Source organism: Streptococcus sp. ELY_125 (genome assembly GCF_058314535.1).
In genome coordinates this window covers 18235-32827 of sequence record NZ_JBZFUM010000009.1, presented here as the reverse complement: position 1 = coordinate 32827, position 14593 = coordinate 18235, and the positions used below count along the sequence as shown (strand labels likewise).

Sequence of the window (14593 nt, the reverse complement as noted above, 5' to 3'; positions counted from 1 at the left end):
TATCTGTACTTATTTGACCGCTGTCAAGAGGTAGTCTCCTGCATTAACGCGGCTTTCCTGTGTAAGCAAAACATCGTCGAATTCTGCTGAATTTGTGACAATGACAGGTGAAATAACTGGCAGACCAGCATCACGAACAACTGCCAAATCGAATTCAAGAAGTTTTTGACCAGCTTCAACTTTTTGGCCAGCTTCAACTAGGCTCTTGAATCCTTTACCAGCTAGAGAAACGGTGTCCATACCAATATGGATGAGAATCTCCGCACCGTTTTCAGTCTTCATGCCGATAGCATGACCCGTTGGGAAAACGAGGGTGATTTCACCATTAGCAGGGGCAACAACTGTCCCATCAGTAGGATCAATTGCGATACCTTTACCCATAGCTCCTGAGGCAAAGACCTGATCAGGAACATCTTCTAACTTGACCACGTTACCAATCATTGGTGAGGCAACAATTTCTTGTTTAAGTTCCTTTAGTGGTTGGGCTTCTACCTCTGCTTCTGCTTTAGTTTCAGCTGCTGCAGAAGGTCCACCGTAGAGGTAAGGAATTTTAACGAATTGTGTCAATACGAAACCAAGGATGAAACTCATTGCAATGGCAATCAGATAGTAGGTCAAGTTCATTGGACTTTTACCTGAAATGAACGATGGAATAGTAAAGAGTCCAAGACCACCCATAACAAACATTTTGACATTCATCAAACCAAGGAAGGCACCTTGGATAGCACCGGCGATACAAGTCATGATAAATGGCGTGCGCATAGGCAATGTAATACCGTAAATTGCTGGCTCAGTAACTCCAAAGAAGGCTGAAATCATCGCTGGAACAGCTAATTCACGTACTTTTTCTTCCTTGGTTCGTATCATAATGTTGATGAGCGAACCTGCTTGTGAGAAGCAGATAGCTGTCGTTGCTACAAGGATAAAGCCTGATGGGTTAGACTGTAATTCAAGGATAGCCAAAGGAACAAGACCCCAGTGAAGTCCAAACATAACCATAACTTGCCATAAAGCACCAAGGATAAGACCGTAGAGAATTGGGCTAATGCTATAGATATTAGTAAAGATTAGACCAACTAAGTCACTAGCATAATTCATAACAGGACCGATTGCCAAGTAAGCTAACGGTACTGTTATTAAAAGAACAAAGAAGGGAACAAGGAAAACCTTGACGACATCTGGAATAACCTTCTTCAAGAAATGTTCAATTTTGGAGCCCACCCATACTGTCAGAATGATAGGCAAAACTGTTTGCAGATAACTTGACGTTGGGAAAATGACAGGAATCCCTAAAAAGGTGACACCACCTTTTGCAAAGCTTGCTGCAATATCTGGGTAAACTAAAGAAAAACCGAGAGCAATAGCTGTAAATTGATCCATCTTAAAGCGCTTAGCTGCAGTTAGAGCCAAGATCAAGGGCAAGAATTGGAAAAATCCGTCACCTGCTGCATTCAAGACAATATAGAGACCATCAGTTTCCTTAACCCCTACTGCTGCTAGGATAGCAACCAAACCTTTGAGCATACCAGCTGCAGATAGAGCGCCGAGCATAGGTTGGAACAAACCAGAGACCAAGGCGATAAAGCGATCGAACAAGTTTCCTTTAGGGACATCGCCCTCGTCGACATCGATGCCGCCGTCACCGGAGATACCGGCTACTTTAAGAACCGCATCATAAACATCAGGTACGTGGTTGCCGATAACAACTTGGAATTGGCCGCCTGCTTTAACGACAGTAACAACGCCATCACGCTGTTTGAGATAGTCCTCATCTGCCTTGCCTTCGTCTTTGAGGGTAAAACGCAGACGCGTAACACAGTGGACAAGCTTCACAATATTGTCTTTACCACCGACGTGGTCCACAATATCCTGAGCTAATTCAGTATAATCTTTAGCCATACTTTGGCTCCTTTCATAAGATGCTAAGCCGTGAATGACACACAGGAAAATAGGAACCACAACGCAGATGCTTGCACCTAGGAAGTGGTTATCTTTTTCCAAAGAGTCATAGGCGTGCTCAATTAAAATAAGATGCTAAGCCGTGAATGACTCGTTTATCTAAACCACCCCAGCCAGCTAGCATATATTTTCAGAAGTGTCGCTAGTTTGGCAAACAAAAAACCTAAACAAATACTAAACAGCTATCTGCACTTCCAGTGCAAACTATTTCGCATTTATTTAGGTTTTGCCTGCCTACCAGTAACAATCCCCTTCAATAATTATTATATTAGCAAATTTTTCTTATAATTGCAAGGGTTTTCATAAAAAAATTTAAAATATTTACCCAGGCTTTTCAGGGTTCAGGCGAACTAGTTCTCATTTTGACGTTGGATATGAATGGTTAAGTACACTTGCTCATCTTTACTCATCTCAAACTGGTAATGGCTCTGGATGTAATCCTTAATCTTTTGGGTACAAGCAAAGGCTTCTTTATAGTTAATTTGGACTTGCTCAAAAAGGAAGTCGTCATTATTTCCCTGCACGGTTCCACTGACAACCCTTTGCGCAAAATATTGTAAATGGGTCACAAAACGATTGTAGCTAACAGAATCTTCTGCTGCCAGCCGTCCAAAATGCAAGCGAACAATCTCTAAACAATTGACAACAATTTGTGTAATCTGATGATTGGTTTCAACTAAGCTGCCATCCTTTTGAGCATTAATAAAATGCAGAGCGATGGAAGCCGCTTCACTCTCTTCCATACGGAGGTGAATCCTCTCATCAATCAGCTCCAGTGCTTTTTGACCGATTTTATACTCATTGGGATAAAATTTTCGAATTTCCCAGGCCAAAGGATTTTGCAGGCTGATTCCCTCTTTGGTCCGCTGTATAGCATACTGGAGGTGGTCTGCCAAAGCGATATAGAGGGAGATTTCAAAAATCTGCTTCAGGCTTTCTTGTCCATACTCGATAATGGAGAGGACAAGCTGAAGTTCCTCGCTACTTAAGTCCAGATATACACGAGCCAGCTCACTCATCATATCAGAGGCTGGGACATCATCACTCTGCTGCAGGACAAACCGTTTTTCAATTTTTTCTGGATCAATGCTGTCGCCCGATTTTTTCTGGAAGCCCAGTCCTTTGCCCATCAAAATAGCTTCCTGTCCATTTTCATTGACCTGAACAACATTATTATTATAGACGCGCTCTATTTTCATACTACTCTCTTTTTTCTGCCTTTCTACTTTATTTTAACAAAAAAAGTTTAAAATTAGTACCTTAATTGAATACAGCCTAAATTTGGAATAACAGAGGAATAATAAGTATTTTTAGGGATCTTCACTTGTAAAAATAATGGAACCCCCATTATTGCAGCTTTGTCTCCTTAAAATCGTAATCCCAAAGATTACGTATAAAAGGATGAGGGAAAAGCTATTTTTCCTCATCCTTTTACTTAATGACGGTACATTTTAAATTGAAGATAAAGATCATTGTAGATCCCTAACCATTTTTGACCGAGATTGTCGTAGACTTCCAGTCGGCTGATAACTTTATCTGAAGGATAAAAAGCTTTATCGGCTGTAAGCTCCTTTGGCAGAAGCGCTTCTGCTTTTTTATTGGGTGTTGCGTAACCAATATACTCCGCATTCTGGGCGGCGTTTTGTGGTTCAAGCATGAAATTAATAAAACGATAGGCCGCTTTTTTATTTTGAACCGTTTTAGGAATGACAATATTATCAAACCATAAGTTGGAACCTTCACTAGGCAAGACATAATGGAGGTGGGGATTGCTGTCAGTCATTTCGCGGGCTTCACCAGAAAAAGTGACGCCGATGGCAGCATCTCCATTTTTCAGGTATCCCTTCATTTCATCCCCAACAATGGCTTTAATATTGGGAGTAAGACCGTTGAGCTTATCTGCTGCCTGCTGAAGATGCTGTCTATCTTTACTGTTCAGGCTGTACCCCAGCGCATTGAGGCCTAATCCCATGACTTCACGGGCACCGTCGACAAGCATGATACTATCGTGATAATCTGTCCGCCATAAATCTGACCAGTGCTGAGGTGGGGTGGCCACCATAGTATCATTATAGACAATACCAACGGTTCCCCAAAAATAAGGAACAGAGTAGTCATTATGCGGATCAAAACCCTTTCCCAAAAATTCTCCGCCGATGTGGTCGAACCCCTTGATTCTAGATTTATCCAGCTTAACGAGCAATTCTTCTTGTTTCATTTTGTCAATCATATAATCGCTAGGGATAGCAATGTCATAACGGGTTCCCCCCTGCTCTATTTTGGTATACATAGCTTCATTGGAATCAAAGGTTTCGTACTGAATATCGATACCTGTCTCTTTTTCAAATCGACTAAGAAGCTCAGGGTCAATATAGTCACCCCAGTTATAAACAACGAGGCTATCAGCCTTAGAAGTAGAGGAATTCTGCTTTTCTGCTGCTGCCATAGCTAGGGATAACAACAATACTATTATCACCAGACCGCCAAAAAATGAATACAACCTACGCATCCTGTCCCCCTTCTTCTTTGCTGATAAAATAGTAACCGATAACTAAAAGGATACTAAAGAGAAATATGATAGTAGACAGAGCATTGATTTCTAAGGAAATTCCGCGGCGGGCGCGTGAGTATATCTCAACAGCTAGAGTCGAAAAGCCATTACCTGTGACGAAAAATGTAACAGCAAAGTCATCCAAGGAATAAGTGAATGCCATAAAATAACCCGCGATAATACTGGGGGTCAGATAAGGCAACATAACTTCTTTTAACATCTGGAGTCGGTTGGCTCCTAAATCATAAGCAGCATTAATCATATCCTGATTCATCGCCTTGAGTCTGGGCAGGACCATCAGCACGACAATGGGAATAGAGAAGGCAATATGACTAAGCAGAACCGACCACATTCCTAGGTGAAACCCAATAAGCGTAAATAGAATCAAAAAACTTGCTCCTGTCATAACATCAGGTGACACCATGAGAACATTGTTGAGGGCAAGAATGGTATTTTGACTCCTCTGCTTAGATTGATGGATAAAAATCGCCCCAAATGTACCAATAACCGTAGCTAAGAGTGCACTGAGAAAGGCCAGAAAAAAAGTCTGAGTAAGAATCAGCATCAAACGACTGTCAGAAAAAACTTGCCTGTAATGTTCCCAAGTGAAAGCTGTAAAATGGTTCATGTCTCCGCCACGATTAAAAGAATACACAATCAAATAAAAAATTGGCAGGTAGAGCAGGATAAAAATGATCCCTAAATATAGTACTGACAGTTTCCTCATTCCTGCCTCCTTTCTTTGGTCAACTTCATAATCACCAACATGGTTAAAATTAAGATGACGCCGATGGTAGCTCCCATGCCCCAATTCTGGGTGATAAGAAAATGCTCTTCAATCGCTGTTCCCAGTGTAATGACACGATTGCCTCCGATCAATCTCGTTAGCATAAAAAGGCTGAGACTGGGGATAAAGACCGACTGTACACCAGCTCTAACACCGTTGAGTGATAACGGCAGGGTTATTTGAGCAAAGGTCTGCCAATCGTTAGCACCCAAATCCTTACTAGCATAAATAAGATTGCGATCAATATCATCCAAGGCGTTGAAAATAGGAAGAATCATAAAGGGCAGTTCGATATAAGAAGCCACAAAAATAAAGGAAAAATCAGTAAAGAGCCACTGTTTTGGCCCAATACCAAAAAAGGCTAAAAAGGTATTGAGACCACCTTCGTGTCCAAAAATTCCCATGAAGGCGTAAGCCTTGAGTAAAAGATTAATCCAAGTTGGCAGGATCACCAGCATTAGCCAGAGCTGTTTGCGTTTAAGCTGAGTTAGAAAAAGAGCCGTTGGATAACTGAGCAGCAAAGTTACTAGTGTAATCAAACCAGCATAAAAGACCGAATTAAAACCCATTTGTAGATAAGTCCAAGAACTAAAAAAGGTCTGATAATTACCCAAGGTAAGCTGCCCCTGGGAGTTAAAAAAGGACTGATAAACAATCAAGGTCACAGGCATTAAAACAAAAAGCAAAAGCCAGAGCAGATAGGGAAGGGCAAAGAGATTAGCGTTCGTCTTCATGTCGCCCCTCCTCAATAGCATTTAGCAAGCCTTCCTCGTGTTCCTCAATTTCCACATATTCCTCAATTCGTGCGTCAAACTCTGCCTCAGTTTCATTAAGACGCATGATATGAATATCTTCGGGAGTGAAGTTTAAGCCAATCACTTCTCCTTCAATGGCTTTACGGGTGGAATGAATCAGCCACTCGTTTCCTAAGTCATCGTGTGCAATGATTTCGTAGTGAACTCCGCGGAAAAGCTGGGTATCTACCGTGACTCGCAGCTTGCCCTCTTCCGGCAGGGTGAGCTGTAAGTCTTCCGGTCGGATTACTACTTCAACGGGCTCATTAGGCCGCATCCCACCATCAACAGCCTCAAAACGCTTGCCGTTGAACTCAACTAAGTAATCCTCGATCATTGTACCGTTGAGGATATTTGATTCCCCAATAAAGGTCGCAACAAAGTGATTGATCGGTTCATCATAAATATCAACTGGGCTGCCAGACTGAACAATTTCCCCGTTGTTCATAACAAAGATCCAATCAGACATGGCCAAGGCTTCCTCCTGGTCATGAGTGACAAAGACGAAGGTAATTCCTAAGCGCTGCTGGAGCTCGCGCAGCTCATACTGCATTTCAGTGCGCAGTTTCAAGTCTAGAGCTGATAAAGGTTCATCTAGGAGGACAACTTTGGGTTGATTGATGATAGCACGTGCAATAGCAACGCGTTGGCGCTGGCCACCTGAAAGCTTTTGGATGGAGCGCTTTTCATATTCCTCTAATCGCACCAATCTCAAAGTTTCTCTGACCCGCTTCTCCACTTCTTTCTTATCAGTTTTTTTAAGCTTTAGCGGAAAGGCCACATTTTCAAATACGGACATGTGCGGAAAAAGAGCATAGTTCTGAAAAACTGTATGAACATCCCGTTTGTTTATCGGAACGTCATTAATACGCTTACCATCCAGATAAACATCGCCTGTGCTAGCATCCAACAGACCGGCGATAATGTTAAGAATGGTAGATTTTCCAGAACCAGAGGCTCCAAGGAGAGTATAAAATTTTCCTTCTTCTAATTCGAAGTTAATATTTTTAAGGACTTGTGCTCCACTGTCCTCAAACGTTTTTGTCACATTGTTAAAGGCAATAATCGGATTGGTCAAAAGGCATCTATCCTCCTAATCATCTTTGCACTCTTGGAAAATCTCATGCTACGCCGCTGACTTAGGACTTGGCATAAAAAATCCAGCATTAGTGGATTTTCTTAAGTCCTTATCCAGTCTGATGAGTTTTCTTTGGGCATTAAGACCTATAATCTCCAATAATACGAACTTCAGGCTCTAAGCGGATACCTGAGTGCTGCTCTACTTTATTGATAACATCAGCAATCAGATTTTCGTAATCCTCTGCTGTCCCCTGATTGACATTGACCATGAAACCAGCATGCTTCTTACTAACCTCAACTCCGCCAATTCGATGTCCCATTAGGCCAGCTTCCATAATCAGCTGGCCAGCAAAATGATCAACAGGACGCTTGAAAACAGAGCCGCAGGATGGGTATTCTAAAGGTTGCTTGAGTTGACGCAGATGATTGAGCCGCTGCATTTCATTTTTTATCTGATTGTAATCACCCGGCTTGAGGGCGAATTTAGCAGAAATAACGACTTCACCAGTTTCTTGAATGGCTGAGCGACGATAACCAAAAGCCATATCTCGTGCTTCAATCACTCGGACCTCACCGGTCTTGGTTAAAACCTGGACTGAAACCAAAATATGCGAGATTTCTCCGCCATAAGCACCAGCATTCATGAAGACTGCCCCACCAATGCTGCCCGGAATACCAGCTGCAAATTCAAATCCAGTCAGACTATGAAACTGAGCCACTTTCGTTGTTTCAATCAAGTTAGCCCCTGCTTCGGCTTCGATAGTATATCCATTGACAGTTACAGTGCTAAGTTTATCAAACATGATAACAAATCCACGAATACCACCTTCGCGGACAATGAGATTGCTAGCATTTCCCAAAACCATCCAAGGAATGCCATTTCCATTAGCAAATTTTACGATATGAGCTAATTCATACCGATTGCGGGGGAAAGCCAAATAGTCTGCTGGTCCGCCGACTTTGGTATAGGTGTAATGTCTCAAAGGTTCATTGGTACGGATATCAATTCCTTCGAGCGCTGTTTTCATTTTTTCTAACATTATGAGTCCTAAATCCTGTACTATTACTCAAACAAAATCACTCTGAAAGCGACAGCTCCCGGCCGATTAAACGCAGACGAAAAGCGACAAAGAAAGTTGGAGCCACTTGTTCCCTTGTGAATGCAGACATTCTGAAGTGAGGGTGAGATAAACAGCCCATAGCTTTCTATTATCTGCAAAACAAGATATCGTTTTGATTTTCAATGAGTACAAAAAATCGGCACAAGGCCGATAATATTATACCAAAAACTAAAGATTTTTGCGATAGGCTTCAAGAGTTTAATCTGATACCAGAACAATCTAACTCTGTCAGGTAACTGGCGTAGGAAAGGCCAGTCGGAGGTTCAGTCAGCTCTGCTTCGATTTCTAAAAGCGGCACTAGCACAAAGGCTCGCTGGGTCATATAGGGATGAGGTAGCTGGAGCTCAAGATTGTCCATAGTTACTTGACCGTAGAGCAGGATGTCGATGTCCAGTGTCCGCGGCCCCCAATGCTGGTGGCGTACACGCCCCAAATCTCTCTCAATACTCTGACAGAAATGGAGCAAGGCTAAAGGAGGTAGCTGGGTTTCCAGTTTGCAAGCAAGATTGAGAAAATCAGCTTGATTTGTCACCCCCCAAGCCTGACTTTCGTAAATAGACGATAGACTTTTCAATTGCGTTTGAGGCAAGGCCGATAAGCGTGCTAACGCCTGTTTCAAATAAGTCTGGCGATCTCCCATATTGGAACCTAAACTGAGATAGACCTCGGTCATCGGCAGCGCTCCAATTCGATACCCACCCGATTATAGTGTCCCTTAATGGGTGGATTCTCCTTAGTAATTTTAATTTTTATTGTCTGAATGGGCAAAAACTGTTCAAAAATATCTTGGCAGATAGCCCCTGCTAGGCCTTCCAACAGTTGATAAGTCTGGTTTTCAACCTCATGTCTGATGGTTTCAAAAATCAGTCCATAGTGAACAGTATCGGCTAGCTCATCTGTCTGGGAAGCTGAACCTAGGTCAAGACCTAATTCAACGTCAACAATAAAAACTTGACCGAGGGCGTTCTCTTCAGGCATAGCTCCATGATAAGCATAAAAGCGACACCCCTCTAGAATTATTTTATCCATTGCTACCTCACACTAGCTGACTGATGACCTTAACAATATCGCGATTAGCCCCGACATTGTGGACGCGTACAATTTGGCAGCCCTTCTCAATGGCATAGGCTGATAGGGCGGCGGTCCCCATGTCGCGTTCTACCGCTTGGGTATTACCTCCAAGTAAATAATCGACCACGCGCTTGCGGGAAATCCCAAAGAGAACGGGATAGCCCAACCCAGCGATACGATCTAGTCCCTTGAGCAGGTCTAAATTCTGCTGGGCATTTTTAGCGAATCCAAAGCCTGGATCAATCCAGATATTTTCCTTGGGCACTCCGGCTTCGAGGGCAGCTTGAGCACGTTGGGTCAGAAAATCAGCTACGTCCTGTGTAATATCCTTATAAATTTCATCTTTTTGATTATGCATGAGAATGATGGGAATCTGATTTGAGGCTGCCAGTGCAAGCATTTCCCCATCGTACAAACCAGCCCAGACATCGTTTAAAATATCGGCACCAGCTATTAGAGCTGCCTTAGCTGTCCTTGTTTTATAAGTATCAACGCTAACAAGAATATCATAGTTAGCCTTAATAGCCTTAATAATAGGAACAATGCGAGCGATTTCTTCCTCTTGGCTTACAAAATTAGCACCGGGCCGTGTCGATTCTCCCCCTACATCAATAATGGCCACACCTGCTGCAATCATTTCTTCAACCTGCTTAAGGGCTGCGTCAACTGTCAGGTAAGAGCCACCGTCAGAAAAAGAATCGGGGGTGACATTGAGCACTCCCATGATACAGGCCTTTCCTGCTATATCAAACTGTCCAATTTTCATCTTATCATCCTCTGATTAAGTTAAGAATTTCTTGCCGCTCATTAAAATCATCTTTAAATAAGCCGCGAGCAACAGTCGTAACAGTTTTACTACCCGGTTTTTTGATTCCTCGCATGGTCATGCACATATGCTCTGCTTCTACCATGACAAAGACGCCACGAGGGGAGAGGGCCTCCTCCAAGGCGGTCGCTACTTGCTCAGTCAGCCGCTCTTGCAGCTGAGGACGCTTACTGGCTACCTCCACAGCTCGAGCTAACTTGCTAAGACCGGTGACCTTTCCTTGACTTGGAAGATAAGCGACATGAGCAACACCATAAAAAGGTACCAAGTGGTGCTCGCACATGGAATAAAAAGGAATATCCTTGACTAAGACAACCTCGTCATGCTCTTCGGAAAAGACAGCGGTAAATTGTTCCTTGGGATCTTGATGCAAGTCTGAAAACATTTCAGCGTACATTTTTGCAACACGCTTAGGAGTTTCTAGCAATCCTTCGCGCTCAGGGTTCTCTCCCAAGGCTTCCAGCAGTTGGTAGATGGCCTCTTCTGCTTTTTTATGATCTATCATAATTTCCTCTTACTAATCATTAATATGCCTTTTATTATACCCTAATTAAACTGACTTTTCAAAAGCCACTGGCGTACCTGTGCAATAAAGTAAAGAGAGCCTGTAACCACATAGAAGTCCCCTGATTCCCTTTGGTAGATCGTATGAAACCATGCAGAAAAATCCTTAATCTGGGGGTACTGTTTAGGATATTTACTCAAAGGAAGGCTGTTAGGATAAGGAAAGGTTGTGACAGTTACCTGACCGATATCTGCCAATTGCTTTAGCATAGCAGCAATTGGTTTACTATCAATAGCGGCAAACAGGAAGTGCAATTTTCTATCGGCGTAGTCGCTTTGCAGCAACTCTACCAGAGCTGCTATGCTTTCACTATTGTGAGCACCATCAATCATAAGATTATCAGCCATAAGCTCCGTTCGCCCCAGCCATTTAGCGTTAGCCAGTCCCTGTCGAATAGCTCGTTCATTAATCCTAGGATAGCTAGACTTGACTTGCAGGGCTGTCTGAACGGCCAAGGCAGCATTTATCAATTGATGCTGCCCCGGCATAGCAAGGGTCAGGGCAGTTAATGTCTCCCCTGCTGCTCGAAAGGTTAGACCATCCTCCGCTCTTTCAAGGGTAAAATCCTTACCGAATTCAAAGACTGGCGAACTAACTGTTTTAGCACGTTTTAAGAAAGCTTGTCGAGCTTCTTGTTGAGTTAAAGCTATAATAAGCGGCTCCCCACCCTTTAGTACTGCAGCCTTATTGGCTGCGATTTCCGCATGAGTCTGCCCCAAGACAGCCTGATGATCAAGGCCAATAGATGGGCATACAACAGCCAGAGCCTTAAAGAGATTGGTTGAGTCGTCACGCCCTCCCATACCAGCCTCTATCACAGCGATATCAACAGGGTGCAAGCGACCAAAATAGGTGAACATTATTAGGGTAATAACTTCAAACTCAGTAGCTGAGTCGAGTTCTGTTTCCAAATCCAGTCGCTCAACAACAGGTTTGACGACATCGACACAGCTAATGAGATCTTCTTGGGACATCATCTGACCATTGAGTGAAATACGTTCGCGAAAATCCATAATATATGGTGAGGTAAAGCTCCCCACTTCATAGCCTGCTTCGGAAAAGATATGCTGGAGATAATTGACAACAGAGCCCTTGCCGTTGGTACCAACCACATGAATAGCACGCAGCTTCTTTTGCGGATTATCTAATTCATTGAGCATCCAAGCCATGCGTTTCAAGCCAGGCTTAATCCCAAATTTTAATCTATCATGAATCCAATCTAGGGCTTCTTGGTAATTCATAAGTTCCTCTTATTTTTTATTGATCCTATTAGCTCAGAAATTACCTTATTACGAAAAAACCAAGAGCTGTTCACTCAAGGTTTTGATTCCTAGAGAGCAATATCTGACCATCTACAAAGATGATAATGACCGTCTGGAATGTCCACTACAGTCCAATACAAAAGGTGTTATACATGAATTCACACCTGAGCAAAATTCCATCAGATAGCAAAGAAAGTCTGTAGGAGATAGGAGAGACACCTGAGCAAAATTCCATCAGATAGCAAAGAAAGTCTGTAGAAGATAGGAGAGACACCTAAGCAGCAATCCTTTTTGAATTTTAGCTAAGATGAACCCCTCTTTGATCCACACTCAAAACAGCTAGCTCTCCATCTAGGTCAAGTGCAGTAATTTGCTGAACAATTGCTTGACTGCTCTCTTTAGGAGCGATGGTCATAATGGTTGGACCGGCACCGGATAGATAGGTGGCATAAGCTCCGTTTTCTTGGGAAACAGCCTTGATAGGAGAAAATTCCTTGACCAATTGTTGGCGGTAGCGTTCATGGAATTTATCGCTTTGTATGGCATGTCCAGCTGTATCTAACTGCCCCTTCAGCAAGGCCGCAACAGCTATGTTAGCAATTGATGAAGCCGCAACAGCTTCCTTATAAGCGAGAGTTTCTGGCAAAACATCCCGACTGTCGCTCGTTTTTAATTCATAGTTGGGAATAAAGGCAATAAAATCACAATCAGGAAAATCAGCCACAATATGATCCGTACGCCCGTCAACATAGCTAGCGACAACTAAATTACCGAAGATAGCAGGGGCTACATTGTCAGGGTGGCCCTCAATCTCCACGGCTATCTTAAGCTTGTCCTGAGCGGAAAGTTGTAAATCAGCTATTTGATTTGCCAACTCAATACCCGCCACAATAACAGAACTTGATGACCCCAAGCCGCGTGCTAAAGGAATATCAGAAACCATCCTGATGCGCTGAGGCGCAAGGCTTGGCTCAACTTTCAGGGCTGTTTTTACCAGCAGGTTCTCTTCATCCGTTGGAACATTATCGCCTAAATCATGGCTGATTTCCCAACGTTTCGCTGCTCCTAGGACTTCAATCGTCAGATACTTCGAGAGGGCAACGCCGACCGAATCAAAACCTGGGCCGATATTAGCTGATGTAGCTGGAACCGTAATTTTCATATCCGTTTAGTCTCCTAGTACCTTGAAGCTATTAACCAAGGTAAAATCATTCTCAGCCTGCAGTTTAGCCTTAACATTTTCTAACTGGGTTAGGCTAAGAGCGTGGGTGATAATCACGATATGAGCCCTCTCACCATCCCCTCGTTGCTGTAAGACTTGAGAGAAGGAAATATCTTCGCCGTTAAAGATTTGCGCCAGACGCAGAATCTGTCCCTTTTTATCCGGAACAGTCAACGAGAAATAATAACCACTCTTGACATCATCAGAATGAGCCAGCTGAGTCGGACGTTTGAATTCATTAAAGGATTTCCCGACATTGCCATCCGTTACACGGCGGCCGATACGGATGATATCAGCAACAACTGAAGTTGCTGTAGGCTTTTGTCCTGCGCCTGGTCCGTAGTACATGGACTCGCCAATACCGATCGATTCAACAAAGACGGCGTTCATGACACCATTGACACTGGCCAGCGGATGTTCCTTGGGCAAGAAGGTTGGAGATACTTCCGCTGAAATCCCTGATGACGTCTCGCGAACGTCACCGACCAACTTAATAACATAACCCAGCTCTTGCGCGACTGCAACATCGTCAGGTGTAATGGTGGAAATTCCTTGGTGGCTAACCTGATCAAAATCAATCGTCATCCCAAATCCAAATTGACTGAGAATAACCGCTTTATAGGCTGCATCAATCCCTTCAACATCGTTGGTAGGGTCACTTTCGGCATAGCCCAGTTCTTGGGCTGTCTTGAGAGCCTGCTCATAGGTCCAGCCTTCATCGACCATTTTAGTCATCATGAAGTTGGACGTACCATTAAGTACTCCAAGAATGCGCGTCACCTTATCAGAGGTCAAAGAATTGGCCAGAGTACGTAAGATTGGAATACCGCCCGCTACTGCTGCTTCGTAGTAGAAAGCTAGACCCTTGTCTTGTGCCAGTGCAATCAAGTCTTTGCCATGGGTTGCAATCAGGTCTTTGTTAGCTGAAACGACATGTTTACCAGATTCTAAGGCCTTGGTGATAAAGGTCTTGGCAGGTTCAATACGTCCCATCAATTCCACAACAATCTGAATATCAGAATCGTTGACAATATCATCTATAGTCGTCACGAAATTATACTGGTGACCTGCTGCCAGCAAACGATTTTTTTCTTCGTCATCCTTGACCAATACTTTAGCAATTTCAAATTCTGCGCGAGCCGCTGCTGAGATTTTATCGCCATTTTCTTGAAGTAAAAAAGGAATCCCGCTGGCAACCGTTCCAAAACCAAGCAAACCAATTTTTATTGTCATTTTGTTCTCCTCATTTATAAGAAATCTATTCCAGCTCATTATACCAGAAACCTCTTGGAAGTTACAGAAAATATTCATTTATGCTATAATTCTACTTGCAAAATACGAATATTTGAAAGGGA

The 14593-nt window shown here is 43.1% G+C and carries 14 protein-coding genes; all 14 read right to left on the bottom strand.

What is annotated here, in order from left to right; genetic code table 11:
* Positions 1-9: 9 nt before the first annotated feature.
* Positions 10-1899: a beta-glucoside-specific PTS transporter subunit IIABC gene (locus AC4HAL_RS05210; protein ID WP_491093294.1), complete on the bottom strand. Its 1890-nt coding sequence runs from the start codon at positions 1897-1899 to the stop codon at positions 10-12.
* 410 nt (positions 1900-2309) lie between these two features.
* A complete protein-coding gene (licT, locus tag AC4HAL_RS05205; RefSeq protein ID WP_491093293.1) occupies positions 2310-3158 on the bottom strand; it encodes a BglG family transcription antiterminator LicT in 849 nt (282 codons plus the stop codon).
* A 236-nt stretch (positions 3159-3394) separates the two neighbouring features.
* Complete coding sequence (locus AC4HAL_RS05200) at positions 3395-4468, bottom strand: ABC transporter substrate-binding protein (RefSeq protein ID WP_491093292.1); 1074 nt, start codon at positions 4466-4468, stop codon at positions 3395-3397.
* Positions 4461-5237: an ABC transporter permease gene (locus AC4HAL_RS05195; RefSeq protein ID WP_491093291.1), complete on the bottom strand. Its 777-nt coding sequence runs from the start codon at positions 5235-5237 to the stop codon at positions 4461-4463. The genes AC4HAL_RS05200 and AC4HAL_RS05195 overlap by 8 nt, the downstream gene beginning before the upstream one ends.
* Positions 5234-6031, bottom strand: coding sequence for an ABC transporter permease (locus AC4HAL_RS05190; RefSeq protein WP_491093290.1), 798 nt, complete (start codon positions 6029-6031; stop codon positions 5234-5236). Before AC4HAL_RS05190 ends, AC4HAL_RS05195 begins: the two co-directional genes overlap by 4 nt.
* On the bottom strand, positions 6015-7169 hold the full coding sequence (locus AC4HAL_RS05185) for an ABC transporter ATP-binding protein (RefSeq protein WP_491093289.1): 1155 nt from the start codon (positions 7167-7169) through the stop codon (positions 6015-6017). The genes AC4HAL_RS05190 and AC4HAL_RS05185 overlap by 17 nt, the downstream gene beginning before the upstream one ends.
* Positions 7170-7308: 139 nt before the next feature.
* Positions 7309-8211 (bottom strand): UDP-N-acetylmuramate dehydrogenase, encoded by a 903-nt coding sequence (gene murB, locus AC4HAL_RS05180; protein WP_491093288.1) that lies wholly within the window; start codon positions 8209-8211, stop codon positions 7309-7311.
* A 271-nt stretch (positions 8212-8482) separates the two neighbouring features.
* A complete protein-coding gene (folK, locus tag AC4HAL_RS05175) occupies positions 8483-8965 on the bottom strand; it encodes a 2-amino-4-hydroxy-6-hydroxymethyldihydropteridine diphosphokinase (protein ID WP_491093287.1) in 483 nt (160 codons plus the stop codon).
* Positions 8962-9321, bottom strand: coding sequence for a dihydroneopterin aldolase (folB, locus tag AC4HAL_RS05170; RefSeq protein WP_491093286.1), 360 nt, complete (start codon positions 9319-9321; stop codon positions 8962-8964). The genes folK and folB overlap by 4 nt, the downstream gene beginning before the upstream one ends.
* 7 nt (positions 9322-9328) lie before the next feature.
* Positions 9329-10129 (bottom strand): dihydropteroate synthase, encoded by an 801-nt coding sequence (folP, locus tag AC4HAL_RS05165; RefSeq protein ID WP_491093285.1) that lies wholly within the window; start codon positions 10127-10129, stop codon positions 9329-9331.
* A gap of 4 nt (positions 10130-10133) precedes the next feature.
* The gene (gene folE / locus AC4HAL_RS05160; RefSeq protein WP_491093284.1) at positions 10134-10694 is read right to left on the bottom strand and encodes a GTP cyclohydrolase I FolE; all 561 of its coding nucleotides are present in this window, start codon (positions 10692-10694) and stop codon (positions 10134-10136) included.
* 41 nt (positions 10695-10735) lie between these two features.
* Complete coding sequence (locus AC4HAL_RS05155) at positions 10736-11995, bottom strand: bifunctional folylpolyglutamate synthase/dihydrofolate synthase (protein WP_491093283.1); 1260 nt, start codon at positions 11993-11995, stop codon at positions 10736-10738.
* Between the two features lie 319 nt (positions 11996-12314).
* Positions 12315-13178 (bottom strand): homoserine kinase, encoded by an 864-nt coding sequence (gene thrB / locus AC4HAL_RS05150; RefSeq protein ID WP_491093282.1) that lies wholly within the window; start codon positions 13176-13178, stop codon positions 12315-12317.
* A 6-nt stretch (positions 13179-13184) separates the two neighbouring features.
* Positions 13185-14471 (bottom strand): homoserine dehydrogenase, encoded by a 1287-nt coding sequence (locus AC4HAL_RS05145; RefSeq protein WP_491093281.1) that lies wholly within the window; start codon positions 14469-14471, stop codon positions 13185-13187.
* Between the last annotated feature and the right edge of the window lie 122 nt (positions 14472-14593).

What these genes read in the sequence shown, in the direction of transcription:
- AC4HAL_RS05210 (WP_491093294.1), bottom strand. Translation starts at nt 1,899, where the DNA reads ATGGCTAAAGATTATACTGAATTAGCTCAGGATATTGTGGACCACGTC.
- licT (WP_491093293.1), bottom strand. Translation starts at nt 3,158, where the DNA reads ATGAAAATAGAGCGCGTCTATAATAATAATGTTGTTCAGGTCAATGAA.
- AC4HAL_RS05200 (WP_491093292.1), bottom strand. Translation starts at nt 4,468, where the DNA reads ATGCGTAGGTTGTATTCATTTTTTGGCGGTCTGGTGATAATAGTATTG.
- AC4HAL_RS05195 (WP_491093291.1), bottom strand. Translation starts at nt 5,237, where the DNA reads ATGAGGAAACTGTCAGTACTATATTTAGGGATCATTTTTATCCTGCTC.
- AC4HAL_RS05190 (WP_491093290.1), bottom strand. Translation starts at nt 6,031, where the DNA reads ATGAAGACGAACGCTAATCTCTTTGCCCTTCCCTATCTGCTCTGGCTT.
- murB (WP_491093288.1), bottom strand. Translation starts at nt 8,211, where the DNA reads ATGTTAGAAAAAATGAAAACAGCGCTCGAAGGAATTGATATCCGTACC.
- folK (WP_491093287.1), bottom strand. Translation starts at nt 8,965, where the DNA reads ATGACCGAGGTCTATCTCAGTTTAGGTTCCAATATGGGAGATCGCCAG.
- folB (WP_491093286.1), bottom strand. Translation starts at nt 9,321, where the DNA reads ATGGATAAAATAATTCTAGAGGGGTGTCGCTTTTATGCTTATCATGGA.
- folP (WP_491093285.1), bottom strand. Translation starts at nt 10,129, where the DNA reads ATGAAAATTGGACAGTTTGATATAGCAGGAAAGGCCTGTATCATGGGA.
- folE (WP_491093284.1), bottom strand. Translation starts at nt 10,694, where the DNA reads ATGATAGATCATAAAAAAGCAGAAGAGGCCATCTACCAACTGCTGGAA.
- AC4HAL_RS05155 (WP_491093283.1), bottom strand. Translation starts at nt 11,995, where the DNA reads ATGAATTACCAAGAAGCCCTAGATTGGATTCATGATAGATTAAAATTT.
- thrB (WP_491093282.1), bottom strand. Translation starts at nt 13,178, where the DNA reads ATGAAAATTACGGTTCCAGCTACATCAGCTAATATCGGCCCAGGTTTT.
- AC4HAL_RS05145 (WP_491093281.1), bottom strand. Translation starts at nt 14,471, where the DNA reads ATGACAATAAAAATTGGTTTGCTTGGTTTTGGAACGGTTGCCAGCGGG.